Source organism: Bradyrhizobium sp. HKCCYLR20261, assembly GCF_051168435.1.
In the GTDB taxonomy this organism is placed as follows: Bacteria; Pseudomonadota; Alphaproteobacteria; order Rhizobiales; family Xanthobacteraceae; genus Bradyrhizobium.
Window position 1 is genome coordinate 97,643 of record NZ_JBNPUZ010000001.1, and the last position, 25,065, is coordinate 122,707.

Genomic DNA, 25,065 nt, shown 5'->3' on the forward strand with positions numbered 1-25,065 from the left:
GTCTCAGCAGATCCGCGGCAGCTGCTCGCCCGACAGCCAGTCGACGATGCGGCCTCCACCAAAGCTCGTCGCCATCTGGACGAAGCGATGATCATCCGCCACGGCCTCGCCGATGTCGGCGGCGTCGTAACCCAGCGGATGCGCCTTCATCGCCGCGAGCACGGCGCCGGCCACGTCAGGCGCCACCACGGCGATCAGCTTGCCTTCATTGGCGACGTGCAGCGGATCGAGCCCGAGCAGCTCGCAGGCCGCGGCGACCGCCGGCTTCACGGGAATGGCCTCTTCCTGCAAGCGGAAGCCGAGATTGGACTGCTGCGCGATCTCGTTCATCGTGGCGGCGAGCCCGCCGCGCGTGGGATCGCGCATCAATCTGATGCCACGACCGCCGGCGGCCACCATGTCGGCAACGAGCCCGTGCAGCGAGGCCGAGTCGGAGACGATCTCGGTATCGAAGGTCAAATTCTGCCGCTTCGACATGATCGCGACGCCGTGATCGCCGAGGCTGCCGGACAGCAGCACGCGATCGCCGGGCGTCGCCTTGTCGGCGGAAAGATCGAGCCCCTCCGGCAACACGCCGACGCCTGCGGTCGAGATGAACACGCCATCGGCCTTGCCGCGCTCGACCACCTTGGTGTCACCGGTGATGATCGCGATACCGGCCTCGCGCGCCGCCTCGCCCATCGCATCGGCGATCCGCTTCAGATCGTCGAAGCGAAAGCCCTCCTCGATGATGAAGCTCGCCGAGAGATACAGCGGCTTCGCGCCGGCCATGGCGATGTCATTGACGGTGCCGTGCACGGCGAGGGAGCCGATATTGCCGCCGGGAAAGAACAACGGCGAGACGACATAGCCGTCCGTTGTCATCACCATGCGGCCGGCCGCCACGTCGAATGCCGACTGGTCGTTGCCGCGTGCCAGCCATTCATTGCCGAAGGCTTCGTGGAACAGGCCCGAGATCAGCTGCGCCATCGCGCGGCCGCCGGCGCCATGCGAGAGATCGACGCAGCCGTTCTTCATGTCCAGCCGGCGCTGATGCATGCTCATGAGGCGAGCCTCCGCTGATGGTCGCGAAAGCGGCCATAGGTCCAATGCGCCGCGCAGGCGCCTTCCGACGACACCATGCAGGAGCCGATCGGCGTCTCCGGCGTGCACGCCGTGCCGAACAGCTTGCAGTCGACCGGCTTCTTCAGCCCGCGCAAAATCGCGGGGCATTCGCACGCCGGATTGTCGGCGACGACGAGTTCACGCATTGCGAAACGCAGCTCGGCATCGAGATGCGCGAAGGCCGGCCGCAGCTTCAAGGCGCTCGCCGGAATGCTGCCGAGGCCCCGCCATTCGAACTGGTCGCGCAGTTCGAAGATCTCGGCCACTTCGCGGATGGCGCGCTGGTTGCCGCTGCCAGTGACGGCGCGGCGATACTGGTTTTCGACCTCGTGGCGGCCGTCATTGACCTGCTCGATCAGCATCAGGATCGCCTGCATCATGTCGAGCGGCTCGAAGCCGGCGATGACGACGGGCTTGCCGTCGTCGCGCGCGAACGGCGCATAGGGCTCGGTGCCAATCACGGTCGAGACATGCGCCGGACCGACGAAGCCGTCGATCTCGATCGGCGTCTCGCTGTCGAGGATCGCGCGCATGGCGGGGGGCGTCAGCACGTGGTTGCAGAACACGCTGAAATTCGAAAGCCGCTTCTTCTCAGCGGCGCAGATCATCACCGCCGTCGGCGGCGTCGTGGTCTCGAAGCCGATGGCGAAAAACACGACCTCCCGGCTTGGGTTCTGCTCCGCGAGCGCGATGGCATCGAGCGTCGAATAGACCATGCGGATGTCGGCGCCGCGCGCCTTGGCCTTGAGCAGCGAGGCGCCGCGCGAGCCCGGCACGCGCATCAGGTCGCCATAGACGCAGAGGATGACCTCCGGCCGTTCCGCCAGCGCGATCGCCATGTCGATGCGCCCGGCCGGCAGCACACAGACCGGACAACCGGGGCCGTGGATCATGCGGACATTCTCAGGCAGCATGTCTTCCAGGCCATAGCGCGCGATCGCATGGGTGTGGCCGCCGCAGAACTCCATGAAACGATAGGCACGCGCAGGATCCGCCTTGGCGCGGATGGCTCGCGCGAGGCCCAGCGCCAGCTCCTTGTCGCGAAACTCGTCGGCATATTTCATGATGCAACCTCCGCCGTCGCTGCGCCCATCTGCCGGAGCAGGTCCAGCGTCTCGCGCGCCTCCTCCGGATCGATCTTGGCCAGCGCGTGGCCGACATGAAGGATGACGTAGTCGCCGACCGCGACCTGCTCGATCAGCGCGACGGAGACCTCCTTGCTGACGCCGTCGATCGAGACGATCGCCATGTCGTCGGGCAGCAGCTTGATCACCTCGGCGGGAATGGCCAGGCACATCAGACGATCCCTCCAGCTGTGTTGTCGTTGTCGATCAGTCGCAGCCCGGCGATCCAGGCCTGCCCCAGGCTCAGGCCGCCGTCATTGGGCGGCAGACGGCGGGGGAGAAGCGCCGCAATGCCGGCAGCGCGGCAGCCGCTGACGATCAGCTCCGCCAGATGCGTATTAAGGAAGCAGCCGCCGCTCAGCACGACGGTGTCGACGCCGGTCGCGCGTGCGGCGTCCGCGATCCAATCGACGCAGGCCGCTGCCAGGGTGCCGTGAAACAGGCCGGCGGCTTCGGCTTGGTCGAGGTCGTTCGCGACGAGATGCGCGAGCAACGGACGCAGCGACAGCACGCGGTCGGCCATGGACCAGCCGCGTTCGAGCACCATCGGTGCGCGCACCAGCGCCTCCAGCCGCATCGCGGCCTCGCCCTCGTAGCTCTGAACCGCATTGACGCCGAGCAATCCCGCCGCGGCATCGAACAATCGGCCGGCGCTGGTGGTCACGGCCGCATCGGTGCGATCGAGCAGCATCGGCAGATGGCGCGCCTGGGGCTGATCCATGAAGCGCGCGGCGATCTCGGCGTCATGTCCGAGGTCATGGAGCACGGCCGCCGCCATGCGCCACGGCTCGCGCGCCGCGCGGTCGCCGCCCGGCATCTTCAGCGGCGCGAGATGGCCAAGGCGCTGAAAGCGGATGCCTTCGCACAGCAGCAGTTCGCCGCCCCAGGCGCCGCCATCGCTGCCATAGCCGTAGCCGTCGAGCACCACCGCCAGCGCGGGCTCTCGTACGGCGTGCTCAGCGATCACCGACGCCGCGTGGGCGTGATGATGCTGTACGGCGAAGGTGGGCAAGCCTTGCGCCTGCGCAAACCGCGTCGACGCCATGTCCGGATGCAGGTCATGCGCGATCGCCACCGGCGCGACGTCGAGGATGGACGTGAGATGTTCGATGGTCTCCTCGAAGAAGCGGATTGATGCGACAGTGTCGAGATCGCCAAGATGCTGCGAGACGAACGCTTCGTCGCCGCGGATCACCGTCACCGTCGACTTGAGATGAGCACCGACCGCCAGAAGCGGCGGCAAAGCGCGCGGCAGCCGGATCGGCTCCGGCACATAGCCGCGCGCGCGCCGGATGAATCGCGGTGCACCTGCCATCATGGCCACGACGGAATCATCGGCACGGATCACGATGTCGCGGTCATGGGTGACGATCAGATCGGCGATATCAGCCAGCTCGGCAAGAGCCTCATGATTGTCGGTCAGCAGCGGCTCGCCGCTCGGATTGGCGCTGGTGCAGACCAGCGCCCAATTCGCCTCATCTCCATGCGCGCGCAGCGCGTCGAAGATCAGATGATGCAGCGGCGCAACCGGCAGCATCGCGCCGATCCTGGCAAGGCCCGGCGCAACCGAGGGCGCAACAGTGTGGCGTGACGTCAGCACCACGATCGGTCGCGCGACCTGTTCCAGCAACGCGCATTCCGCCGCATCGATCACGGCAATCTGGCCGGCGGCCTCGGCCGAGGCCAACATCACCGCGAACGGCTTGCCATCGCGCTGCTTGCGCGCGCGCAGCCGCTGAACCGCGCGCTCTTTGCGCGCATCACACAGCATCTGGTAGCCGCCCAGTCCCTTGATGGCGACGATCTTGCCGTCGGCGAGCGTGGAAGCGATGTCGTTGACACTATGGCTGAGGCGAGGTCCGCAATCCGGGCAGGAGATCGCCTCGGCATGAAACCGGCGGCCGCGCAGATCTTCATAGTCCGCGCGGCAAGCCTCGCACATCGGAAAGCGCTTCATTGCCGTCGTCGCGCGGTCGTAGGGCAGCCGCTCGGCGATGGTGTAGCGCGGACCGCAATGGGTGCAGTTGACGAAGGGATAGCGGTGGAAACGGCTATCGGGGTCGAACAGCTCTGCGAGGCACGCCGGACATGTCGCGGCATCCGGAACGATGCGAGTCGTCACCCGGCCGCCGACGCTCTCGTCGATGCGGAAGTCCGCGCTGGCTTCAATTGCGATCGCCTCGACGGCGATGTCGTCGATGCGCGCCAGAGGCGGCGCCTGCTGCGGCAGCGCCTCGACGAAGGGCACGACGTTCTCGCCCTCGATCTCGATCACGACGCCTTCCGCGTCGTTGGCGACGAAGCCGCCGAGGCGATGGCGCGTGGCGAGGCCATGGACATAGGGACGGAAGCCGACGCCCTGCACGGCGCCGCGAACGCGGAGCCTGAGGCGCGTGCGATCCGCCGCCAATGTCGGGCCTGCTGAGGTCATCTCTGCACCGCGCCCAGCGCGCCCGCGCGCATGCGGTCAGCCTGCTTCCTGATCCAGGCATAGAAGGCGGAGAAGCCTTCGCCCGTCTTGGCCGAGATCGTCAGCACCTCGATCTTGGGATTGACGCGGCGGGCATATTCGATGGTCTGCGCCAGATCGAAGTCGAGCACCGCGGCCAGATCGATCTTGTTGATGAGCATCAGCGCCGAGGCTGCGAACATGTCCGGATATTTGAGCGGCTTGTCCTCGCCCTCGGTGGTCGAGAACACCACGATCTTGCAGGCCTCGCCGAGATCGAACGCCGCCGGGCAGACGAGATTGCCGACATTCTCGATGAACAGCAGCCCGCCGCGCAGCGGCGGCAGCCGACCATAGGCCTCGCCGACCATGGCCGCATCGAGATGGCAGCCCTTGCCGGTGTTGATCTGGATCGCGGGCACGCCGGTCGCGCGGATGCGCTCGGCATCGTTCGAAGTCTGCTGATCGCCCTCGATCACGGCGACCGGGCGGCTCTGCTTCAGCTCCGAGACGGCGCGCACCAGCAGCGAGGTCTTGCCCGCGCCGGGGCTGGAGACGAAGTTGAACGCGAGCACGTCGTGCGCGGCGAACCGCGCGCGGTTCTCGGCGGCGAGGCGATTGTTCTTGCCGAGAATATCGCGCTCGATCTGGATGATGCGTCCACTCGACAGGCCGGCGATCTCCTGGCCCGCCGGATTGGCCGCACAGTCGATATGATCCGCCGCGCTATGCGCGTGATGATGGTCATGCGCATGATCATCATGGTGATGATGGTGGCCATGATCGTGGTCGTGGTCGTGATCATGGTGGTGATGGCCGTGATGGTGATGATGCCCGGCATGATCATGGCTGTGATCATGTCCATGCGCATGATGATGATCGTGATCGCCGTGATCGTGATGATGATCACCCGCTTCGATCGAGGACTTGCCGTCGCCGCAGCCGCACACCGTACACATCACTCGACCTCCAGCTCCTTGACCCGCATGTCCTCGCCGCCCGTCACCTGCAGCTGATGGCTGCCGCATTCGGGGCAGGGCTCGTAACGCTGGCTGATCTCGACGCTGCGCGAGCAGCCGAGGCACCAGGCCGTGCCCTTCTGTTCGATGATCTCAAGCGCCGCGCCGCGCGCGATCGTATGCGCCGTGACGGCCTCGAAGCAGAACCGCAGCGCCTCCGGCGCGACATGGCTGAGCGCGCCGATCTCGAGCCACACCGTCTTCACCTTGGAGAACGCGCCCTTGCGCGCCTCCGCCTCGACGATCTCGACGATGCCTTCGCACAGCGCCATCTCATGCATCGGCCATCTCCCGCACCGTCAGGCCGAAGCCGACGCAGGGATCGAACGATGCGATCATGCCATGGACGGAATCACGATCCTCGGCGCCGCGCAGCATGGCGCCCGTCAGACAGGTCACGACCGGCCCGCGCGGATGAAAATTCCATTCCGTCGGGGCGAGATAGTCGAAGCTTGCGATGTTGCCCAGCGCATCCAGCTCGACGACGTGGTGCAGCCGGCCACGCGCACATTCCACCGCAGCCGCACCACGGCCAGGCCCCAGTGCATAACCCGCGACCAGGTCCTCCTCAGTGGCATCCTCGGTCTCACCGTCCTCGATCCAGCGGAGCAGCGCGGTCAACTCTGCGATCCGGGCCGACAGCCGCTCGGCTGCCCCCGCCGCGTGCGGCGCGTTGCGTGCCTGACGGGCCCAGACGCCGGTCTCGGGGACACGGCCGTCGAGCTCGGGCGCATCCGCGAATGCGGGCCCCTCCTCCATCAGCCGGGTGACGACGGCGCGATCGTCAGCAGCAGACAGCGCGCCATGCGCTGACGGCATGTGCCTCCATCCTCCATCTTCGGCGGCCTTGCGAAGCGCCGCCATCAGCCTTGCGAGTGGAGTTCCCGGCGCAAAGATCCCCGAGGCGGAGCCTACCCCCAGTTTCTCCAAGGCCATCTTGATCTGTGACAAGGTTTCTGCGCGGGAGCTTACGGATGCCTCGGCTCGAAAGCCGTTCTGCAGCGCCGCAATGGCTTGCGCCAGCGGCAGCGTTTCGCGATCGCCGGAGAGAGGTCCGAGCAGCAGGCCGCGCAACAACTCGGCAACGCGCTCGGTCAGCACGGCCTTGATCCGGCGATGCCGCGTCAACGGTGCCGCCGGCTGACCGCGCGCGGCCTCGATGGCCGTGAGCAGCGCGACCTGATGCGCCGTGGCGCACAGCGAAAACAATCGGGGCAAGGCTGCGAGTAGCACTTCGACGGGCCTACCCGCGCCAAGACGCCCGACCGGCGGCCGCGTGCGCGGTTGGATCTCGACGCGCGTGATCCGCCCGTCGGCCACCGACAGCGTCACGTCGATCCGGTTGCGGAAGGCGAGCGTCATGCGCGGCGCTCCGACAAGGCTCCACGCAGCAACGCTCGGCGATCGATGGCGCGCGACGCCCGCGCGGCATGGGCTTCGTCTTCGGACGCGGTCAGCATGGCCGCCAGCGCGGCCTCGGCCGCGATTCGCGCGGCGGTCATGTCCTCGAACTCGGACATCGGCGAGAACAGCGAACAACTGGCGATGCGCCCGACCTCGGCGACGTCACCGACGGTGAACTCAAATGCGCCGGCGGGCAGCGCGATCTCGATGGTTGATCCGACGCTGCCTTGTTCCCCCGGAGTAACCACGTTCATGAACCAGGGCGTGATGATGATCCCGATCGTCCGTCCCTGGACGCTGGTGAAGCCGACCGCCTCCACGTCGAGCACATCGTGGTAGATCGGCAAGTCGCGCATGGCCCGCTCACCGATCTCGCGATAGGCGCCGGCAAGGCGCTCGCCCCATGCGGCCGGCGCGAGCTCGTAGATCTCCTGCCCGGCCGCGATCGCACTCATGACTCCACCACCATGAACTTGGCCTTCGGGGCGTCGCAATTCGGGCAATGCCAATCATCAGGGAGGGCCGAGAACGGCGTGCCCGGTGCGATCTGCGCGACGCCGTCGCCTTCGGCCGGGTTGTAGCGCGTCCAGCAGATGCCGCACTCCAGCGTCACCTCGTCGGCGAGATCGCTGCGCACACCAAAATTCTCGAAGCCGGCGCTCATGTGAAATACGCCTCGATGATCTGCTTGAGGCGTTCGGCCGAATCCTCGAAATCCTCGGGCGCGGCGAGCGCAACCACAGGCACGCCGCCGACCTCGAGCGTATCGAGGATGATCGTGTCCATGGCGTTGAAGAACTGCACCGACCAGACATGCCGCACGCCGGTCGCGAGCACGCGGCAGGTGCCGTAGCCGCGCGACATCAGTTGAATGGGACCATTGCCGAGCGTTTGCTGCAGGAAGCTCATGTCGACCGGGCTCATCGGCAGCAGCGTGAAGTTGATGGTCTGCGAGCGCTGGCCCGGCCGCCAGGCGAGCGCGCGCTCGCGAATCTCGGCGAGCACCGGCAGCGCGTTCATCGTGCCCTCCGGTGCCGGCCCGATCACGACGTCGCCGGCCGTCAGATCGATCGCCGCGCGCGCGACGATTTCCGGCACCGCGCCGATCTCGATATAGTCGTGGCTCTCGTCGCGCTCGAGCCGGACGCGCCAGATGCCCGCGAGCACCGATTCCTGGATCTGCGCAAGCGAGCCGTCGGGCAGTGCCACCACGCCGGCGACCTCGCCCTCGCCGAGCACGTCGTCGATCAGCCGGCGCTCGAGATCGTTGAGGCCGGCAAGACGAAACAACTGAGTTGGAGCATCCGCGGTCTGCGATCCGATGGCCGACGCGATCGTCGACAGCAACTCGACGGCGCGCGGACAGCTCCGCGCCAACTCCTCCGAATCCAGCGTCGCGAGCTTGGCCAGGGCGCCGGAGGCGGTCAGCCCCTTGTACTGAACATCGAGCGCCTCCTCGCCGATCGGAAACACGCTGACCGGCTGCTCGGCGCCTTCGGGCGCAATCCAGAATCCGGGCTTCATCGGTCGACTCCTGAAGGCTGATGCGCGGGAACGATGCTGGCGACGACCGTTGCGGCGGCTCCGACCGGGCGATCGATCAGGCGCGAGATGCGGTCGACATAGACGGACCAGTCCTGGATCTTGGCGATGACGCCGAGCACGTCGCTGCCGCGGCACAGGATCAGCGACGGCTGCACGCGTACGCCAAAGCGCGCGCCGAGCTCGGCCTCAGCGTTTCGCGCGATCACCGCGCCGCGCAGCCGTCCTTGAAACGCGGTGATCAGCTCCGGCAACACGATGGCCACGTCGAGCGCTTCCGGAAACCTTGCGGGATCGCCGGCCGAGAGCAGCACGGCAACGGCACCAGCGCCGTGTGCCTCAGCCAGGAAGCGATCGACGGAGCCAGCATCGACCTCCGGCAGCCCACCTCGCCTGCGCGCAGGCTCGTGCTGCAGCATCTCCATGGATGTCTCCCCCTGACCAGTTATCGTTTCCGTCGTCCCATTGGTCAGCAATCGACGTGCCAGATGCCGGCGTCCGACCAACTCAGGCAAGCTTTTGATTTAACAAAATATTTTCAGACGATTAAGTTTTCAGCAGGAAACGGCAAAGTTGGTTTCCATACAGGAGATGGTAAGTTTGTTTTCTTGTGGAAACCATATTGTCAGAAACCTGACAGGATGACAGCCCCGAGATCAGCGCAGATGCTCCGGCAGCTGCGGCTCACGGCCGACCAGGTCGGCAAAGAAGTCGTCGCAGTTCTCGCCGTTCATCGCGGCCTGCAGGCCGCGCAGCGCCTCACCGATCAGCCGCGCCTCTTCGTCATCGAGCAGGCGCACCGCGTTGTCGAGATAGACGAGGACCTTCGCGCCGACCGGCGGGCTTGAGAGAAGCAGCACCGAGACGCGGCGCTCCTCACCGTCGAAGCTGCACCGCGCCGAGACGCCGTCGGTCTCCACGATCGTCATCGGCAGGCCCAGGCACATGGCAGACTCCCTCGCGATCCCCCGGGTTATTCGGCCGGGTCCGCGCGCATTTCGTAGCTATGATGATCGATGTCGTTGGCGAGCAGGCGCGCGTCTCCGGCGAGCGGCTCGGGCCGCAACACCGCCGAGACGCCCCACTCGGCGAGCACAGCGCAGGCCAACTCGATCGCCGGGGCAATCTGCGCGCGCACCGGCGCGGTCAGCGGCCCGCCCCAGTCCTCGAGATCCAGCGGCTGGCAGCCGATCAGCGCCAGACGCTGGGGATAGCGGCCGAGCAGGTCGGCGGCGCTCAGCACCTCCTGGAAGCCGGTCTGGTGCAGGCTCATCTTCTTGGCGCCGGTGAAGCGCGGCACCTCCTCGTCACGGACGAGCTTGAGCTCGCCCGGAGCGAGGCCGTAGTCGATGGCGTCGAACACGATCAGCCCGTCGGCTTCCTCGACATAGTTGACGAGGTAGAGCCCCTGCGTGCCGCCATCGAGGATGGTGACGTTGTCGGGCACGGCGTAGCGGCGGTGGAATTCCTCCACCACGCGCACGCCGAACCCTTCATCGGCCCATAGGATGTTGCCGATCCCGAGCACCAGGATGCGGTCGAGCTTTGCTTCAGCCATCACGCGGCTCCTACTCGCGGAACTGCCGCTCGCCCGAGATCATCGAGGAGATGATGCTCTGACGGGACATGATGTCCTCGCGGATGGCGGCATAGACGTGCACCATCACGAACATCACCAGCGCCCACATGCCGAGGTGATGATAGGTGTGCACATCCTGGCTGTTCGGCCAGATCGAGAACACCCAGCCGAACAGTTTGTACTGCCAGCTGTCGATCCCCTCGCCTTCCGAATACAGCGCGAAGCCGGTGACGATCATGAAGGCGACGAACACCGTGAAGCCCGTGAACATCGCCGTCTGCGCCAGCGGATTGTGGCCGACATACATTTTCGGCTCGCGCTCCAGGAAGGCATACCAGCGGATCTCGTGCAGCACTTCCTTCCAGAACTGCTTGCGATGCACGGGAATGTAGAAGATCTGCCGCGAGTGGTGGTTGCCCACGAAGGCCCAGAGGATGCGGGCGAGGAAGAACACCGCCAACACCTGCCCGGCCGCGAAATGCGTGAACCGGATGTAGCCCATCACGAAGCTGGCTGAGGCCTCACCTTCGACAGTCGGCAGCGGCGTCCCGATCAGATAGCCTGTCACCATCAGCACGACGATCGCGAACGCGTTGACCCAGTGGCAGATGCGCACCGGGGCTTCGTAGACATAGACCGTGGGCCGGCCGATCGCGCGCTCACCGGCGGCGTCGGCCGCGATCGCGGCGAGGTTGGACTCGGTCTCCGGCGGACGTGCAACGGCATCCATCATGCTGCTCTCCCGCTACCTGACCTTGACCGTCGCCATTTCCTGGCCATCCGGGCTCATGACGTGCGTGGAGCACGCCAAGCACGGATCGAACGAATGGATCGTCCGCAGGATCTCCAGCGGCTTCTCCGGATCCGCCATCGGCGTATCCATCAGCGACGCCTCGAAGGCGCCGATATTGCCCTTGGGATCCCGCGGCGAGCCGTTCCAGGTGGTCGGCACGACGCACTGGTAGTTGTCGATCTTGGTGTCCTTGATCTTGATCCAATGCGCGAGCGCGCCGCGCGGCGCCTCGGTGAAGCCGTAGCCCTTGGCTTCCTTCGGCCAGCTCTCCGGCTTCCACTTCTCGACATTGGCGGTCGAGGAGTCGCCCGCCTTGATGCGCGCCACCAGTTTGTCCTGGAAGTAGCGCATCTGCGTCGCGGCCCAGTCGCACTCCAGCGCGCGGGCGGCAGTGCGGCCGAGCGTCGAGAACAGCGCCGTGACCGGCAGGTTGAGCGCCTTCAGGAGCTTGTCCGTCGGCTCCTTGAATTCCGGCTTGTTCTGCGCATAGCCGATGATGTAGCGCGCCAGCGGCCCGACCTCGACCGCGTTGCCGCGCCAGCGCGGCGCCTTGATCCAGGAATATTTGCCGCCCTCGTCGAGCTCCTTGATGTCGGTCTTGGTGCCCTTGGCATTCGGTCCGAGCTGATAGTTCGGCTCTGTCACGCCGTCCCAGGGATGCAGACCCTTGCTCTCGTCGGGATATTTGTACCAGGAATGCGTCACGAACTCCTGGATCTGCTCGGGATCGCCATGATCGATCGGCAGCACCTCGTTCAGATTGCCGTTGAGGATCACGCCGCGCGGCAGCTTGAGGTTCTTGGCCGAATAGTCGTTGGCATTCTCGGGGATGTCGCCGTAGGACATCACGCTCTTGCCGGAGAGACCGCCGCCATAGAGCCAGTCCTTGTAGAATGAGCCGATGGCGACGACGTCCGGCAGATAGACCTTCTGCACGAACTCGATCGAGCGGTCGATGATCGAGGAAACGAGGTTGAGCCGCTCCATGTTGATGGCGCCGACCGCGCCGGTGCCGTCGACATTGACCGCACAGGGCACGCCGCCGACCAACCAGTTCGGATGCGGGTTCTTGCCGCCATAGATGGTGTGGATCTTGACGATCTCCTTCTGGAAATCGAGCGCCTCCAGATAATGCGCGACCGCCATCAGGTTCGCTTCCGGCGGCAGCTTGTAGGCGGCGTGGCCCCAATAGGCGTTCTTGAACGGGCCGAGCTGGCCGGATTCGACGAACTTGGTCAGCCGGATCTGCAGGTCCTTGAAATAGCCCGGCGATGACAGCGGCCAGTCCGAGATCGACTGCGCCAGCGCCGAGGTCGCCTTCGGATCGGCCTTCAGCGCCGAGACGACGTCGACCCAGTCGAGCGCATGCAGGTGATAGAAGTGCACGAGATGATCGTGCACCTGCAGGCAGAGCTGCATGATGTTGCGGATCGAGTTGGCATTGTCGGGGATCAAAATCCCCAGCGCATTCTCGACCGCGCGCACCGAGGTCAGCGCATGCGTGCCGGTGCAGACGCCGCAGATCCGCTCAGTGAAGGCCCAGGCGTCGCGCGGATCGCGATTGCGCAGGATGGTCTCGATGCCGCGCCACATCGTGCCGGTCGACACCGCATTGCGGATGACGTTGTTGGAGTCGACGTTCACCTCGACGCGCAGATGTCCCTCGATGCGCGTGAGCGGATCGACGACGACGCGCTTGCCGGAATTGTCGAGATTGAAGCCGTTGGGAGTCTGGATGCCCATCGTTGCCTGCCCTGAACTGAATTAATGATCTTGCTTGGCGCTGGCGTCGTCGCGCTTGGTGGCGAGCCGCTTGACGGCGGTAACCGCGGCATGCGCCGCAACCGCGACGCCCACAGTGCCCGCGGCGGCCATGCCGACCTCGTCCGCGTTGCGTTCGATGCCGAACTGCTTGATCGTGGTGAGCCGGTCGTAGAACGAGCCCTTGTCCCAGAAACCGTCCTCGGAGCAGCCGATGCAGCCATGGCCCGACTGGATCGGGAACGAGACGCCGCCATTCCAGCGCACGGTCGAGCAGGCGTTGTAGGTGGTCGGGCCCTTGCAGCCCATCTTGTAGAGGCAATAGCCCTTGCGCGCCGCCTCGTCGTCCCATTCCTCGACGAACTGGCCGGCGTCGAAATGCGGCCGGCGATAGCATTTGTCGTGGATGCGCTGCGAGTAGAACATCTTCGGCCGGCCCTGGCGGTCGAGCTCGGGCAGCTTGCCGAAGGTGGTGATGTAGGTGACGACACCGGTCATGACCTCCGCGATCGGCGGGCAGCCGGGCACCTTGATGATCGGCTTGTTGGTGATCACCTTGTCGATCGGCGTTGCCTGCGTCGGATTGGGTTTTGCCGCCTGCACGCAGCCCCAGGACGCGCAGGCCCCCCAGGCAATGATCGCCATCGCGTCCTCGGCCATCACCTTCAGCTTCTCGACGAACGGCTTGCCGCCGTCGATGCAGAACATGCCGCCTTCGTTGAGCGGCGGATTGCCTTCGACGGCGAGAATGTACTGGCCCTTGTACTTCGCGCGCGTCTCTTCGAGGATCTCTTCGGCCTGCTGGCCGGCCGCCGCCATGATCGTGTCGTCATAGTCGAGCGAGATCATCGACAGCACGACGTCCTTCACCAGCGGATGCGCCGAGCGGATGAAGCTCTCCGAGCAGCAGGTGCATTCCAGCCCGTGCATCCAGATGACAGGCGTGCGCGGCTTGGTCTCCAGCGCATTGGCGATGCGCGCCGACGCCAGCGGCCCGAGGCCGAGGCTCGTCGCGGTGAGGCTGCAGAACTTATGGAAGCTGCGCCGCGTGATGCCCTGGCGCCGGATCACGCTGTAAAAAGTTTCCGTCGTCGCGCCCATGAGTCCTCCCCCTGCTATCGCCTTGGCGATCATCCGATCGCGATCTGGCGAGAGGGGACAGCAAGATGCGGGCCAGCATCATTGCTAGATTTGAATCATAATGATTCCAGATGGTTGGGATGAGGCTCGTTAAGAGACAAGCAGTTCGGGCTCGCTGATCGGCCGCATATCGGAAATCACGCGCTTTGCACCCGATAAGCTAGTTTCCGCCCTCGCGAAGCGCGCTCAATGCGCGGTGCAGACCATGCAGGGATCGAACGATCGCACGACATGCTGGATGCTGACGGCACGCGCGCCGGCATCGCCGACCTCTGTTCCGACCAGCGCCTGTTCGAGTGGGCCCGCGACGCCATCGGCATCGCGCGGCGAGAAGTTCCAGCTGGTCGGGGCGATGATCTGATAGCGCGCGATCCGGCCGGAGCGGACCGCGAGCCAGTGGCCGAGGCTGCCGCGCGCGGCCTCGACAAGGCCGACATAGTTGCCATCGGCCGCTTCGCCGCTGGCTTCGCAAAACGGCTCGCTGAGGCGCAGACCCTTGATCCAGCCTTCGATCGAGATTGCAAGCTGCGCCGTCTCGATCAGGCGTGCGATGACGCGATTGCGGACATTGCTGCCGCTCTCGGACAGCAATGCTGTGATCAGCTGCTGGCCGTGGACCGCTTGCCGCGCCAGCGCGCCGACCTCGACGGGATCTCCCGCAAGCCGCGGCGCCTTGCACCAGCTATAGGCGTCAGGCTTGTCGGCATCCGGCTCGGTGCGGCTCTCGGCCGGATCGCGCGACGTATCGCGCATCCAGGCGTGCGACACGTCCTCGGTGATCTGACCGGACGGCAGCGCTTCGATCTTTCCATCGGAGGTCCGAAGCCCGGCCCGAAAGCGCGCAGCATCAGCATCGTGATACGCGCCAAAACTCATCAGCAGACCGGGTCCCGGCCCCAGATGCGCGAGATCGAGCGCATCGGCCAGGCGAAGGAAGTGCGCGAAGTCGCCGCCGCGCCCGTCGCGCCACTGATCGAGTTCATCCGGCGTCGACAGCGCCAGCACGTGTTCGAGCTTGTCGGCAAACACAACGCGTTCGAGAAAGCCGCGAAACGACGCCGCGATCGCATTCAGCCGGATACGCTCGCCAAGCTCAATTGCACGCGTCGTGCCGCCCGGCTGGAACGCCAGGCTATGCGGCCATTTGCCTGCGATGACGCCCATGATCTCCAGCAGCCGCGCCCGCGCCGGCAGCGCCTCGCGGGCCGCGGATCCCTTGGTGGCAGTGAAGCGCTCGGCCGCTTCGCCGTGCCACGCGTGAGACGCGTAGGCGTCGCGGGCGAAGTCGGGCATGAAGAAGATGTAGAAGTGCGTGAGGTGGTCGGCGGCGTTCTCGGCCGCGTGCGCGATGTTGGCCGCGAGCACGCCATTCGGCGCTGGGACCACGCCCATCGCTTGACGCAATGCAGCCGCCGCCGCGATCGACTGCGACACCGAGCAGATGCCGCAGATGCGCGGCGCTATCACGAGCGCGTCCAGCGGCGGACGTCCCTCCAGGATCTGCTCGAAGCCGCGGTAGAGCGGCGCCGTCACTTCGGCGCGCGCGACGCGGCCGCTGTCGATATCCAGGCGGACTTCGAGATCGCCCTCGACGCGGTTGAACGGGCCGACCGTAATCCGCGTCATGAGCTGCGCTTGTCGCCGGACCGGCTCGGCGGCACGACGACGTGATCGGCAGTCGCATTCACGCGTACGCGACGCGGGGTCGCCGATTTCGACAGCGCCGCCAGCGCGACGAACCAGGCCTTGGGCATGTCGGTGGGGAGGCCCACAGGAATGCCGGCGAGCTTCGCCGTCTGCAGATAGTTCTGCGTGGTCTCGAAGCCCGGCGAGGTGCAGGCAATGCAGGCATAGCCGCCCTTGGTGCAGGAGCCACCGCCGTTCCAGGAGCGCTGGTTGCAGTCGCCGACGGCTTGCGTCGCGCGGCAGCCCAGATGCTCCATCAGGCAGCCGCGCTCCGACATGGTTTCCGCGCTCGCCTTGAACTCATAGAACTCGTTGCGCGAGCAGCCATGATGCGCGAGGTGGTTGGCGATGAAGGTCGGGCGCCCCACGGCGTCGAGCCCATCGCTCGTCAGGTCGCCAGAGGTGAGCGCGAGCAGACTTTCCATCACCCAGCCGGGATGCGGTGCGCATCCGGCGACATTGATCACCGGCAGCCCGCGCTTCGAGCGGAAGCCGGAGCCGAGCGCACCGCCGGCATCGCTGCCCTCGAACTGCAGCCCGACGGCGTCGGTCGGATTGCTCCCGGCCGCGGGAATGCCGCCATAGGCCGCACAGCTTCCAACCGCGACGACGTAGTCGGCAAGCGGGGCGAGATCGAGCAGCCAGTGATAGATCGAGCGGTTGGTGCCGGCGAGCATGTTGAAGCGACCGCTGAGATGCGGTCCGCGCGCGACCGAGCCTTCGAGCACCAGCAGATCGAGCCGCTCGCGGCCGTCACGGATCGCGTCGAGCAGCTCGACGACCTCGTCGCCGGTCTCCTCGCTGACAGAAGGGTGCCAGATCAGGTCGATGCCGGATTGGCGCAGCTCGTCGAACCAGCCGGAGGCGCCGCTTTCCAGGATCGACATCGTGCAGCCGCCGCAGCTCGCGCCCTGCAGCCACAGCATCCTGGTCATTCCCTCCGCGCCGGCCATCGTGAGGTCCTGCCCTCAGCACAGCTTCATGCTGTCGTGTTTGGTATCTCCCCGGGGTTTAGCGTCCCCGCACGAAGGGTGGCAAGCGCCGCGTCGGCCTCGGAACCGCGCGGGCGGCGGTTGAAGAATACGGCGCCGGCCCAGATCAGTCCGAACAGGACGACCGCGACGATCCCCAGGTCGGCGATTCCGTCACCGAGCGCGCTCGCAACATCGGCCCACGTTCCGGTCAGGCCGAACAGCGGCGCCAGCAGCGTGGCGGCCTCGACGCCGCCGATCACCAGCGCGATCATCACCGACAGCCCGGTGATCACCAGATTGTAGCGTCGCTTGCGGGCGGGATCCGTCAGCGCCCAGCGGTAGGCGCCGACCATCAGCATGCCGTCGGCGGTGTCGACGGTCGCCATCGCCGCGGCGAACAGCGCCGGGAACACCAGGATATGCACCAGGCTCTCGCCGCGGGCCGCTTCGGTCGCCGACAGGCTCAAAAGACCGATCTCGCTGGCGGTGTCGAAGCCAAGGCCGAACAGGAAGCCGAGCGGGAACATATGCCAGGCGCGCGAAACGACCCGCAGCACGGGCCGCAGCAGACGAATCAGGAGGCCGTTGCCGGGGCTCGCGCTGTCCGTCTCGGACCGGGGCGAGCGGCGCCAGAGGTTCACGAACAGGACGAGGTTCGCCAACGCGATCAGCAGCAGGAAGCCTGCCGAGACCGAGGTGCCGATGGCGCCGCCGATCGCGCGGATCGCACTGTCCTCCCGCAACAGATCCGCGCCGGCGACCAGGCTCACGACGATCGTGGCGATCACGACGACGCTCGAATGGCCGAGCGCGAAGTAAAGACCCGCGGCGCGCGGCGCATCGCCGTCCTGCACCAGCTTGCGGACCACATTGTCGATCGCCGCAATATGATCGGCATCGACGGCGTGGCGGAGGCCGAGCAGCCAGGCCAGCAGCGCGGTGCCGACGATGGCCGGACGGTCGGCGTAGAGCGCGAACGCCCAGGCCCAGGCGAGCGCATTGGCGAGCACAAGGCCGGCCAGCAGCATCGCATTGCGACGCCCGACCGGCCGCAGCCAAGCCGGAACGAAACGCGCGGAGCGAGGATGATCAATTGGCAAAATCGTCATACTCGGACAAGAGAGCAAGACCTGCGCCAAAAGGCAAGGCTCGCGCTGCCGCGCCCAAATCACTTGTAAATCAACCCTCGTCGCCCGTGCGGCTGAGGTCCCCGGCATTGCTTTGGCAATCCGCTATCCGGTCACGCACAAACATTGACCAGCCGGTGTCCAACTCTCTTCCTCTTCCTGTCCCTCCCCTCACCGCGCGGATGCGCTCTGCGCGGCGATCTCGCGCCGCACGGCCGCCTCGAACTGGCTGGCGGGCGCGGCAAACATCAGCCGGGTCTCCTCGTGGAACGCCGAGAAGATCCCGACCACCACCGGCTCGCCGCCGATCTCGGCCAGGATCGGCGAGCCCGAATAGCCGAAATTGGCAAGGCAATGCACGGTCAGGAGACGGGCGTCCCTGGTCATGCTTGCGCTACAATTGCGCTGGCCGGTCGGCGAATAGCGCCGCTCCTGGCCATAGCCGATCTCGGAGATGGCGCCGGCCTTGGTCGCAGCCGCGAGCTCATCCCGGCCCACGGACTTCACCGCCACGGGCTTCGAGGGCAGCGCATCCTTCAGGATGATCAACGCCCAGTCGGCTGGCGAGCGGTCCAGCGACCATTTGTCGTGCTGGGTCGGAATGAACTCAGGCGCCACGATCAGCTTGTCGGCGACCGACGAGGCCGCGGGAGTGCCTCTGTTCATGCCAGCGAGGAAATGGACGTTGCCGGGGCTGACCTGCCCGACGCCGTTGAAGACACAATGCGCCGCCGTGAGCACCACGCGCGGCGCCACCAGCGTGCCGGTGCACGAACCTCCCGTGCTGTATTGCGCCACGGTCACGACACCGATCGAGGAGGCCGGCCAGGAGGTGGGATCGACGACGTCGCCGAAGTGCCGGTCGAGACCGAGCAACTGCTCCGCGCGCGGATTGGCAATCCCGGCATCGACCGATTCCGGCTTCGGCCGCCACGCGGCAATGGTGGCCTCGGCCTGGCGCCGCTGCGCTTCGCTGAGCTTCACTCTCTGAATCTCACGGCCGGCCGACCTGACGCCGCTGCGACCGGCCATCACGAGCCAGGCATAACCCTGGATGACGTCCCGGGTCATGACCTCGCCGTCGAGCATCATCAGGCCGAGCATGTATTGCGACTGGGCAAAGCCCTGCGCGGCGGCGCGATTGAACCAGCGGGCGGCTTCGCCGTGATCGCGGGCGGCGCCTTCACCGTTGAAATAGGCGATGCCGAGATAATGCTGGGCGACGGCGAGCCCTTGATCGGCGGCCTTGCGGTACCAGACCAGCGCCTCCGCCTGGTTGCGCGGGGCGCCCAGGCCGAAGGCCTGCATGAATCCGACATTGAACTGCGCGCGCGCATCGCCCTTGGCGGCGAGCGGCTGGAGCCGGCGTAACGCCGCCGCCGGCAGCCCGTTCGAAGCCGCAGCGACGGCGTCCTCGAGCTCGGCGGCCGCGGCATTGCCGGCAGCCACAAGCAACAAGGCCAACAAGATAGCGAGCGTCCTGATCATTGCGTCTGCCGAGGTCCGACCATGATGATGGGAACTCGATCACACAGGATCAAGACGGCAACGGCATGACCGCGCGATCAGGCCTGCTCGCCCGTTAGGCCTGCTCCGACTTGGCGAAGCGATCGTCCAGCGCATAGCCGGCGCCACGCACAGTGCGGATCGGATCCTGCTCGCGGCCGGGATTGAGCAGCTTGCGCAGGCGGCCGATGTGCACGTCCACCGTGCGCTCATCGATATAGATGTCGCGGCCCCAGACGCTGTCGAGCAACTGCTCGCGGCTGAACACGCGGCCGGGATGCTCGAGGAAGAATTCGAGCAGGCGGTATTCGGTCGGGCCGAGATCGATCGGCCGGCCCGAGCGCGCCACGCGGCGCTTCTCACGGTCGAGCTCGATGTCGCCATAGGAAAGCACTGTCGCCAGCCGCTCCGGGCTCGCCCGCCGCAGCAGGCCCTTCACGCGCGCCAGCAGCTCCGGCACCGAGAACGGCTTGACGATGTAGTCGTCGGCGCCGGTCGCAAGCCCCCGCACACGCTCGCTCTCCTCGCCGCGCGCGGTGAGCATGATGATCGGCAGCTGCTTGGTCTCGGACCGCGCCCGCAGCCGCCGGCACAGCTCGATGCCGGACAGGCCCGGCAGCATCCAGTCGAGCACGACCAGATCGGGCACGCGCTCCTTGAGCCGCGTGTCGGCCTCGTCGCCGCGCGCCACGGTCTCGACCTCGTAGCCTTCGGCCTCGAGGTTGTAGCGCAGCAGCGTCGTCAGCGCCTCCTCGTCCTCAACCACCAGAATTCGCGCACCCATGTCGAAATCGTCTTTCTCAGTTACCGGGGATCGTGGTCGCGAAGCTGGTCATGTCGCCCTTCGGGCGCTTGTCCATGATCTGCTGGCCCTCGATCATATAGAACACCGTCTCGGCGATGTTGGTGGCGTGGTCCCCCATCCGCTCGATGTTCTTGGCGCAGAACATCAAATGGATGCAGAACGAGATGTTGCGCGGGTCTTCCATCATGTAGGTCAGGAGCTCGCGGAACAGCGAGGTGCAGATCGCGTCCACCTCCTCGTCGCCCTTCCAGACCGTCATCGCCGCCGGCAGGTCATGCGCCGCATAGGCGTCCAGCACCGTCTTGACCTGCGACTGCACCAGATCAGTCATGTGCTCGAGGCCGCGGATCAGCTTCAGCGGATGGAAGTCGCTCTCCAGCGCGGCGACGCGCTTGCCGATGTTCTTGGCGAGGTCGCCGATGCGCTCCAGATCGGTGGCGACGCGCATCGCGCCGACGATCTCGCGCAAATCCACCGCCATCGGCTGGCGGCGGGCGATCGTCAGCACCGCGCGCTCCTCGATGATGCGCTGCAGCTTGTCGACCTCGGCGTCGGCGGCGACCACCTTCTGGCCGAGCGCCACGTCGCGCCGCACCAGCGCGTCGACGGAATCGACGATCAGCCGCTCGGCGAGGCCGCCCATCTCCGACACCAGCCGGGTCAGGTCCTGCAGATCGCTGTCGAACGCCTTGGCGGTATGTTCACTGGCCATGTTGATCTCCTGAAGAATGCTGTCGGCGTCAGCCGAACCGGCCGGTGATGTAGTCCTGGGTCCGCCGATCGCTCGGCGAGGTGAAGATCTTGCTGGTCTCGTCGAACTCGATCAGCTCGCCGAGATACATGAAGGCGGTCTTGTCGGAGACGCGGGCCGCCTGCTGCATGTTATGGGTGACGATCGCGATCGTATAGTTCTCCGCGAGCTCCTGGATCAGCTCCTCGACCTTGGCGGTCGAGATCGGGTCGAGCGCCGAGCACGGCTCGTCGAACAGGATCACCTCGGGCCGGACGGCGACCGTGCGCGCGATGCACAAGCGCTGCTGCTGGCCGCCGGACAGCGACAGGCCGGAGGCGTTGAGCTTGTCCTTGACCTCGTTCCACAGCGCGCCGCCGCGCAGCGCCTTCTCGACGCGGTCGTCCATCTCGGACTTCGAGATCTTCTCGTAGAGACGGATGCCGAAGGCGATGTTCTCGTAGATCGTCATCGGGAACGGCGTCGGCTTCTGGAACACCATGCCGACCCGCGCGCGCAGCAGATTGAGATCGAGCTTGGGATCGAGGATGTTGGTGTTGTCCAGCATCAGCTGGCCGGTGGCGCGCTGGCCCGGATAGAGATCGTACATCCGGTTGAAGATGCGCAGCAGGGTGGACTTGCCGCAGCCGGACGGGCCGATGAACGCCGTGACGCGGTTGGTGCCCAGCGTCAGGTTGATGTTCTTCAGCGCGTGATGATCGCCGTAATAGAAGTTCAGGTTGCGCGCGGTCACCTTGGCCGGCGCCTCGGGGAGCGGCTGGCCGTGAAGGGTGTGAGCGGGCTGACTGACGGAGACGGACAGTTCGGTCATTTCGTTTTCCTCTCGGCGCCGAGAATGCGTGCACCGACGTTCAAAGCGAGCACGGCCAGAGTGATGAGAAGGGCTCCGCTCCAGGCCAATTGCTTCCAATAGGCATACGGGCTCTGCACGAAGTTGTTGATGGTGACAGGCAGGTTCGCCATCGTCTTGGAGAGGTTGAGGCTCCAGAACTGGTTCGACAGCGCGGTGAACAGGAGCGGCGCGGTTTCGCCGGCGACGCGGGCGGTCGCCAGCAGCACGCCGGTGATGAGGCCGGAGCGCGCCGCGCGGTAGGCGATGCGGCGGATCACCAGCGAGCGCGGCAGGCCAAGCGCCGAGGCTGCCTCGCGCAGCGGGTTGGGCACCAGCAGCAGCATGTCCTCGGTGGTGCGCAGCACGACCGGGATCACGATGACGGCCAGCGCCAGCGCACCGGCGATGGCGGAGAAGCCGCCCATCGGCACCACGACGGCGCCGTAGATGAACAGGCCGATGATGATCGACGGCGCCGACAGCAGGATGTCGTTGATGAAGCGGATCACCGAGGTCAGGCGGTCGTTGCGGCCGTATTCGGCGAGGTAGGTGCCGGCGAACAGGCCGAGCGGCGCGCCGATGCCGACGCCGATCACGGTCATCATGATCGAACCGACGATGGCGTTGCGCAGGCCGCCTTCGCTGGCGCCCGGCGGCGGCGTGTCGGCGGTGAAGACCTGCAGGCTGAGGCCGGCGAGGCCGTTATAGAACAGCGTGAACAGGATCAGCGCCAGCCAGGTGACGCCGAACGCCGCGGCGGCGATGCACAGGCCGCGGACGACAATGTCCTTGCGGCGGCGGCGCGCATAGATCGGGTTGATGGGATTGACCGGCGTATCGACGGTGGACATCTCGACGCTCGTCATGGGTTACTTTCCAGCCTTGGCTTCGAGCCGCGCCAGCATCAGCCGGGCGCTCGCCAGCACGAAGAAGGTGAGGACGAACAGGAGCAGGCCGAGCAGGATCAGGCTCGACTGGTGCAGGCCGTCGCTCTCCTGGAATTCGGAGGCGATCGCGGCCGAGATCGTCGTGCCCGGCGCGAAGATCGAGGACGAGATCCGGAACGAGTTGCCGATGATGAAGGTCACCGCCATGGTCTCGCCGAGCGCACGGCCCAGCGCCAGCATGACGCCGCCGATGACGCCGACCCTTGTGTAGGGGATGACGACGCTGCGCACGACCTCCCAGGTGGTGCAACCGACGCCGTAGGCGGCTTCCTTGAGCACCGGCGGGACCGTCTTGAAGACGTCGACCGAGATCGAGGTGATGAAGGGCAGCACCATGATCGCCAGGATCAGCGAGGCGTTGAACAGGCTGAGATAGGACGGCGGACCTGCGAAGATGTCCTGCAGCACCGGGATGTTGGCACAGAGGCCGATCATGAACGGCTGGAACGTGGTGGCCAGGAACGGGCCCAGCACGAAGAAGCCCCACATGCCGTAGATGATCGAGGGAATGCCGGCGAGCAGCTCGATGGCGAGGCCAATGGGACGGCGCAGCCATTGCGGGCAGAGCTCGGTCAGAAAGATCGCGATGCCGAGGCCGACGGGAATGGCGATCAGCATCGCGATGAACGAGGTCACCAGCGTGCCGTAGATCGGGCCGAGCGCACCGAGCACCGGCGGATCGGCCGAAGGCGCCCAGCGCTTGGTGAACAGGAACTGGAAGCCATACTCCTTCATCGCCGGCCAGGCGCCGATGACGAGGGAGATGATGATGCCGCCGAGGATCAGCAGCACCGAGATCGCCGACAGGCGGGTGATCCAGTAGAAGGTGACATCGCCGAGCTTGAACGCGCTCAGCGCGCGGGCGCGGTCATAGGGCCCTGCGGCAGCGGCGATATCGCCGACCTCGCTCTCAACGGCCATCTCAGCCAAGTCCGCCCCCTGCTTCTTTGACACCATCATCACCTTGAACGAACCCTCTCCCGTTTCCGGGAGAGGGCAGCACGCTTCAGATCAGCTCTTGATGTCGGCCGACCAGGTCTTCTCGATCAGCTTCACGACGCTGTCGGGCATCGGGATGTAGTCGAGCTCCTCGGCCATCTTGTCGCCCTTCTCGAACGACCACTTGAAGAACTTGATCGCCTCGGCGGAGGCCGCCTTGTCGGTCGGCTCCTTGTGCATCAGGATGAAGGTCGCGGCCGTCATCGGCCAGGACTTCTCGCCCTGCTGGTTGGCGAGGATCACGTAGTAGCCGGGAGCCTTGGCCCAGTCGGCGTTGCCGGCCGCAGCCTGGAACGCCTCGACGGTCGGCTGCACGGTCTTGCCGGCCTTGTTGACCATGCCGGTGTAGGTCAGCTTGTTCTGCTTGGCATAGGCGTACTCGACATAGCCGATCGAGTTCTTGGTCTGGCTGATGTTGCCCGACACGCCCTCGTTGCCCTTGGCGCCGACGCCGACCGGCCACTCGACCGCGGTGTTGGTGCCGACCTTGCTCTTCCAGTCCGCGCTGACCTCGGAGAGATAGTAGGTGAAGTTGAAGGTCGTGCCCGAACCGTCGGAGCGGCGGACCACGGCGATGGCGTCGCCCGGCAGCTTGACGTTCGGGTTCAGCTTCTTGATCGCGGCGTCATCCCACTTCGTGATCTTGCCGAGATAGATGTTGGCGAGCGTCTCGCCGTCCAGCACCATCTCGCCCGGCTTCACGCCCTCGAGGTTCACGACCGGCACGATGCCGCCCATCACCATCGGCCACTGCACCAGGCCATCCTTCTCGAGCTGCTCGGCCTTGAGCGGCGCGTCGGTTGCGCCGAAGGTCACGGTCTTGGCCTGGATCTGCTTGATGCCGCCGCCGGAGCCGATCGACTGGTAGTTCAGACCGTTGCCGGTCTCCTTCTTGTAGGCGTCAGCCCACTTGGAATAGATCGGGAACGGAAACGTCGCGCCCGCGCCGGTGATATCGGCCGCAAATGCCGACGTCGATGCGGCGACCAAGCCGGCAGCGACGAGTGCTTTGACGAAATTCATAGCTGGTCTCCATGCTTGGGAAGCGAAGCGCCGTTTGCACCCGATTGCGCTTCCCGGGCCGCTTTAGGGGGCCACGATGTGGCTTTTATAAAGGTTCGATGACAGCTGGATGACAGACACAAGCTATTGATAGATATTGAAAATTTGATCCTGCCCCGAATTTATACGGTCCATCTGGCCGTGTTCCATGACGCATTTGCACGCGGTTTGAGAGAGCGGCGCTCACGCCCCATGCGGCCTGTGCGGGTCACCGTCGGCGTTCATCAATTCGTGTTTCGTTGGTCAAGCCCGCACGTCATATTCAGTGTCGTCCCGGCCTTGAGCCGGGACCCATAGCCATCGGCCGATGCGGCCCGGTGAGATTCGTCCACGCGCGTGCCCCGAACAACTCCCTGGGGTTATGGGTCCCGGCTCAAGGCCGGGACGACACCGCAGAGCGTGGCTCACAGTTTCCATCACACCGTTGTCAGACAAGCCCTCGCCGTCTCGCGGCACGCCGT

Annotated in this window: 26 protein-coding genes; all 26 read right to left on the bottom strand. The window is 65.9% G+C overall.

Annotated elements, in window-relative coordinates; translation table 11 throughout:
• Window positions 1-3: 3 nt before the first annotated feature.
• The 26 genes from hypE to pstS all read right to left on the bottom strand — a co-directional run bounded on the left by hypE (window position 4) and on the right by pstS (window position 24,565).
• Window positions 4-1,044, bottom strand: coding sequence for a hydrogenase expression/formation protein HypE (gene hypE / locus ACQR1L_RS00445; RefSeq protein ID WP_434855968.1), 1,041 nt, complete (start codon window positions 1,042-1,044; stop codon window positions 4-6).
• A complete protein-coding gene (hypD, locus tag ACQR1L_RS00450; protein ID WP_434855969.1) occupies window positions 1,041-2,168 on the bottom strand; it encodes a hydrogenase formation protein HypD in 1,128 nt (375 codons plus the stop codon). Before hypD ends, hypE begins: the two co-directional genes overlap by 4 nt.
• Window positions 2,165-2,401 (bottom strand): HypC/HybG/HupF family hydrogenase formation chaperone, encoded by a 237-nt coding sequence (locus ACQR1L_RS00455; RefSeq protein WP_434855970.1) that lies wholly within the window; start codon window positions 2,399-2,401, stop codon window positions 2,165-2,167. Before ACQR1L_RS00455 ends, hypD begins: the two co-directional genes overlap by 4 nt.
• On the bottom strand, window positions 2,401-4,659 hold the full coding sequence (gene hypF / locus ACQR1L_RS00460; RefSeq protein WP_434855971.1) for a carbamoyltransferase HypF: 2,259 nt from the start codon (window positions 4,657-4,659) through the stop codon (window positions 2,401-2,403). The genes ACQR1L_RS00455 and hypF overlap by 1 nt, the downstream gene beginning before the upstream one ends.
• Window positions 4,656-5,636 (bottom strand): hydrogenase nickel incorporation protein HypB, encoded by a 981-nt coding sequence (hypB, locus tag ACQR1L_RS00465; protein ID WP_434855972.1) that lies wholly within the window; start codon window positions 5,634-5,636, stop codon window positions 4,656-4,658. The genes hypF and hypB overlap by 4 nt, the downstream gene beginning before the upstream one ends.
• Window positions 5,636-5,977, bottom strand: a complete 342-nt coding sequence (hypA, locus tag ACQR1L_RS00470) for a hydrogenase maturation nickel metallochaperone HypA (protein WP_434855973.1) — start codon at window positions 5,975-5,977, stop codon at window positions 5,636-5,638. Before hypA ends, hypB begins: the two co-directional genes overlap by 1 nt.
• Entirely contained in the window at window positions 5,970-7,058 is a 1,089-nt protein-coding gene (locus ACQR1L_RS00475; RefSeq protein WP_434855974.1) for a nickel-dependent hydrogenase large subunit, read from the bottom strand. Before ACQR1L_RS00475 ends, hypA begins: the two co-directional genes overlap by 8 nt.
• The gene (hybE, locus tag ACQR1L_RS00480) at window positions 7,055-7,555 is read right to left on the bottom strand and encodes a [NiFe]-hydrogenase assembly chaperone HybE (protein ID WP_434855975.1); all 501 of its coding nucleotides are present in this window, start codon (window positions 7,553-7,555) and stop codon (window positions 7,055-7,057) included. The genes ACQR1L_RS00475 and hybE overlap by 4 nt, the downstream gene beginning before the upstream one ends.
• Window positions 7,552-7,764 carry a rubredoxin gene (locus ACQR1L_RS00485; protein WP_434855976.1) on the bottom strand — a complete coding sequence of 71 codons (213 nt, stop codon included), beginning with the start codon at window positions 7,762-7,764 and terminating at the stop codon, window positions 7,552-7,554. The genes hybE and ACQR1L_RS00485 overlap by 4 nt, the downstream gene beginning before the upstream one ends.
• Complete coding sequence (locus tag ACQR1L_RS00490; RefSeq protein ID WP_434855977.1) at window positions 7,761-8,624, bottom strand: hydrogenase expression/formation C-terminal domain-containing protein; 864 nt, start codon at window positions 8,622-8,624, stop codon at window positions 7,761-7,763. The genes ACQR1L_RS00485 and ACQR1L_RS00490 overlap by 4 nt, the downstream gene beginning before the upstream one ends.
• Window positions 8,621-9,067 (bottom strand): hydrogenase accessory protein, encoded by a 447-nt coding sequence (locus ACQR1L_RS00495; protein ID WP_434855978.1) that lies wholly within the window; start codon window positions 9,065-9,067, stop codon window positions 8,621-8,623. Before ACQR1L_RS00495 ends, ACQR1L_RS00490 begins: the two co-directional genes overlap by 4 nt.
• A 231-nt stretch (window positions 9,068-9,298) precedes the next feature.
• Window positions 9,299-9,589 carry a HypC/HybG/HupF family hydrogenase formation chaperone gene (locus ACQR1L_RS00500; RefSeq protein WP_434855979.1) on the bottom strand — a complete coding sequence of 97 codons (291 nt, stop codon included), beginning with the start codon at window positions 9,587-9,589 and terminating at the stop codon, window positions 9,299-9,301.
• Window positions 9,590-9,615: 26 nt separating this feature from the next.
• Window positions 9,616-10,200, bottom strand: coding sequence for a HyaD/HybD family hydrogenase maturation endopeptidase (locus ACQR1L_RS00505; protein ID WP_434855980.1), 585 nt, complete (start codon window positions 10,198-10,200; stop codon window positions 9,616-9,618).
• A gap of 10 nt (window positions 10,201-10,210) precedes the next feature.
• Window positions 10,211-10,954 (bottom strand): Ni/Fe-hydrogenase, b-type cytochrome subunit, encoded by a 744-nt coding sequence (gene cybH / locus ACQR1L_RS00510; protein ID WP_434855981.1) that lies wholly within the window; start codon window positions 10,952-10,954, stop codon window positions 10,211-10,213.
• A 12-nt stretch (window positions 10,955-10,966) separates the two neighbouring features.
• Window positions 10,967-12,757 (bottom strand): nickel-dependent hydrogenase large subunit, encoded by a 1,791-nt coding sequence (locus ACQR1L_RS00515; protein WP_434855982.1) that lies wholly within the window; start codon window positions 12,755-12,757, stop codon window positions 10,967-10,969.
• 21 nt (window positions 12,758-12,778) lie between these two features.
• Entirely contained in the window at window positions 12,779-13,876 is a 1,098-nt protein-coding gene (locus ACQR1L_RS00520; protein WP_434855983.1) for a hydrogenase small subunit, read from the bottom strand.
• Between the two features lie 225 nt (window positions 13,877-14,101).
• Window positions 14,102-15,541, bottom strand: coding sequence for a nickel-dependent hydrogenase large subunit (locus tag ACQR1L_RS00525; RefSeq protein ID WP_434855984.1), 1,440 nt, complete (start codon window positions 15,539-15,541; stop codon window positions 14,102-14,104).
• Window positions 15,538-16,554 carry a HupU protein gene (locus ACQR1L_RS00530; protein ID WP_434855985.1) on the bottom strand — a complete coding sequence of 339 codons (1,017 nt, stop codon included), beginning with the start codon at window positions 16,552-16,554 and terminating at the stop codon, window positions 15,538-15,540. The genes ACQR1L_RS00525 and ACQR1L_RS00530 overlap by 4 nt, the downstream gene beginning before the upstream one ends.
• Before the next feature lie 26 nt (window positions 16,555-16,580).
• Entirely contained in the window at window positions 16,581-17,603 is a 1,023-nt protein-coding gene (locus ACQR1L_RS00535; protein ID WP_434855986.1) for a HoxN/HupN/NixA family nickel/cobalt transporter, read from the bottom strand.
• Between the two features lie 270 nt (window positions 17,604-17,873).
• Window positions 17,874-19,190, bottom strand: coding sequence for a trypsin-like serine protease (locus ACQR1L_RS00540; RefSeq protein ID WP_434855987.1), 1,317 nt, complete (start codon window positions 19,188-19,190; stop codon window positions 17,874-17,876).
• A gap of 94 nt (window positions 19,191-19,284) precedes the next feature.
• Entirely contained in the window at window positions 19,285-19,992 is a 708-nt protein-coding gene (phoB, locus tag ACQR1L_RS00545) for a phosphate regulon transcriptional regulator PhoB (protein ID WP_009028046.1), read from the bottom strand.
• A gap of 16 nt (window positions 19,993-20,008) precedes the next feature.
• Window positions 20,009-20,725 carry a phosphate signaling complex protein PhoU gene (gene phoU / locus ACQR1L_RS00550; protein WP_434855988.1) on the bottom strand — a complete coding sequence of 239 codons (717 nt, stop codon included), beginning with the start codon at window positions 20,723-20,725 and terminating at the stop codon, window positions 20,009-20,011.
• A gap of 28 nt (window positions 20,726-20,753) precedes the next feature.
• Entirely contained in the window at window positions 20,754-21,575 is an 822-nt protein-coding gene (gene pstB, locus ACQR1L_RS00555; RefSeq protein ID WP_434855989.1) for a phosphate ABC transporter ATP-binding protein PstB, read from the bottom strand.
• A complete protein-coding gene (gene pstA, locus ACQR1L_RS00560) occupies window positions 21,572-22,417 on the bottom strand; it encodes a phosphate ABC transporter permease PstA (protein ID WP_434856538.1) in 846 nt (281 codons plus the stop codon). The genes pstB and pstA overlap by 4 nt, the downstream gene beginning before the upstream one ends.
• A gap of 48 nt (window positions 22,418-22,465) precedes the next feature.
• Window positions 22,466-23,464 carry a phosphate ABC transporter permease subunit PstC gene (pstC, locus tag ACQR1L_RS00565; protein ID WP_434855990.1) on the bottom strand — a complete coding sequence of 333 codons (999 nt, stop codon included), beginning with the start codon at window positions 23,462-23,464 and terminating at the stop codon, window positions 22,466-22,468.
• A gap of 90 nt (window positions 23,465-23,554) precedes the next feature.
• Window positions 23,555-24,565 (bottom strand): phosphate ABC transporter substrate-binding protein PstS, encoded by a 1,011-nt coding sequence (gene pstS, locus ACQR1L_RS00570; protein ID WP_434855991.1) that lies wholly within the window; start codon window positions 24,563-24,565, stop codon window positions 23,555-23,557.
• Between the last annotated feature and the right edge of the window lie 500 nt (window positions 24,566-25,065).

What these genes read in the sequence shown, in the direction of transcription:
- hypE (WP_434855968.1), bottom strand. Translation starts at nt 1,044, where the DNA reads ATGAGCATGCATCAGCGCCGGCTGGACATGAAGAACGGCTGCGTCGAT.
- hypD (WP_434855969.1), bottom strand. Translation starts at nt 2,168, where the DNA reads ATGAAATATGCCGACGAGTTTCGCGACAAGGAGCTGGCGCTGGGCCTC.
- ACQR1L_RS00455 (WP_434855970.1), bottom strand. Translation starts at nt 2,401, where the DNA reads ATGTGCCTGGCCATTCCCGCCGAGGTGATCAAGCTGCTGCCCGACGAC.
- hypF (WP_434855971.1), bottom strand. Translation starts at nt 4,659, where the DNA reads ATGACCTCAGCAGGCCCGACATTGGCGGCGGATCGCACGCGCCTCAGG.
- hypB (WP_434855972.1), bottom strand. Translation starts at nt 5,636, where the DNA reads ATGTGTACGGTGTGCGGCTGCGGCGACGGCAAGTCCTCGATCGAAGCG.
- hypA (WP_434855973.1), bottom strand. Translation starts at nt 5,977, where the DNA reads ATGCATGAGATGGCGCTGTGCGAAGGCATCGTCGAGATCGTCGAGGCG.
- ACQR1L_RS00475 (WP_434855974.1), bottom strand. Translation starts at nt 7,058, where the DNA reads ATGACGCTCGCCTTCCGCAACCGGATCGACGTGACGCTGTCGGTGGCC.
- hybE (WP_434855975.1), bottom strand. Translation starts at nt 7,555, where the DNA reads ATGAGTGCGATCGCGGCCGGGCAGGAGATCTACGAGCTCGCGCCGGCC.
- ACQR1L_RS00485 (WP_434855976.1), bottom strand. Translation starts at nt 7,764, where the DNA reads ATGAGCGCCGGCTTCGAGAATTTTGGTGTGCGCAGCGATCTCGCCGAC.
- ACQR1L_RS00490 (WP_434855977.1), bottom strand. Translation starts at nt 8,624, where the DNA reads ATGAAGCCCGGATTCTGGATTGCGCCCGAAGGCGCCGAGCAGCCGGTC.
- ACQR1L_RS00495 (WP_434855978.1), bottom strand. Translation starts at nt 9,067, where the DNA reads ATGGAGATGCTGCAGCACGAGCCTGCGCGCAGGCGAGGTGGGCTGCCG.
- ACQR1L_RS00500 (WP_434855979.1), bottom strand. Translation starts at nt 9,589, where the DNA reads ATGTGCCTGGGCCTGCCGATGACGATCGTGGAGACCGACGGCGTCTCG.
- ACQR1L_RS00505 (WP_434855980.1), bottom strand. Translation starts at nt 10,200, where the DNA reads ATGGCTGAAGCAAAGCTCGACCGCATCCTGGTGCTCGGGATCGGCAAC.
- cybH (WP_434855981.1), bottom strand. Translation starts at nt 10,954, where the DNA reads ATGATGGATGCCGTTGCACGTCCGCCGGAGACCGAGTCCAACCTCGCC.
- ACQR1L_RS00515 (WP_434855982.1), bottom strand. Translation starts at nt 12,757, where the DNA reads ATGGGCATCCAGACTCCCAACGGCTTCAATCTCGACAATTCCGGCAAG.
- ACQR1L_RS00520 (WP_434855983.1), bottom strand. Translation starts at nt 13,876, where the DNA reads ATGGGCGCGACGACGGAAACTTTTTACAGCGTGATCCGGCGCCAGGGC.
- ACQR1L_RS00525 (WP_434855984.1), bottom strand. Translation starts at nt 15,541, where the DNA reads ATGACGCGGATTACGGTCGGCCCGTTCAACCGCGTCGAGGGCGATCTC.
- ACQR1L_RS00530 (WP_434855985.1), bottom strand. Translation starts at nt 16,554, where the DNA reads ATGGCCGGCGCGGAGGGAATGACCAGGATGCTGTGGCTGCAGGGCGCG.
- ACQR1L_RS00535 (WP_434855986.1), bottom strand. Translation starts at nt 17,603, where the DNA reads ATGCTGCTGGCCGGCCTTGTGCTCGCCAATGCGCTCGCCTGGGCCTGG.
- ACQR1L_RS00540 (WP_434855987.1), bottom strand. Translation starts at nt 19,190, where the DNA reads ATGATCAGGACGCTCGCTATCTTGTTGGCCTTGTTGCTTGTGGCTGCC.
- phoB (WP_009028046.1), bottom strand. Translation starts at nt 19,992, where the DNA reads ATGGGTGCGCGAATTCTGGTGGTTGAGGACGAGGAGGCGCTGACGACG.
- phoU (WP_434855988.1), bottom strand. Translation starts at nt 20,725, where the DNA reads ATGGCCAGTGAACATACCGCCAAGGCGTTCGACAGCGATCTGCAGGAC.
- pstB (WP_434855989.1), bottom strand. Translation starts at nt 21,575, where the DNA reads ATGACCGAACTGTCCGTCTCCGTCAGTCAGCCCGCTCACACCCTTCAC.
- pstC (WP_434855990.1), bottom strand. Translation starts at nt 23,464, where the DNA reads ATGGCCGTTGAGAGCGAGGTCGGCGATATCGCCGCTGCCGCAGGGCCC.
- pstS (WP_434855991.1), bottom strand. Translation starts at nt 24,565, where the DNA reads ATGAATTTCGTCAAAGCACTCGTCGCTGCCGGCTTGGTCGCCGCATCG.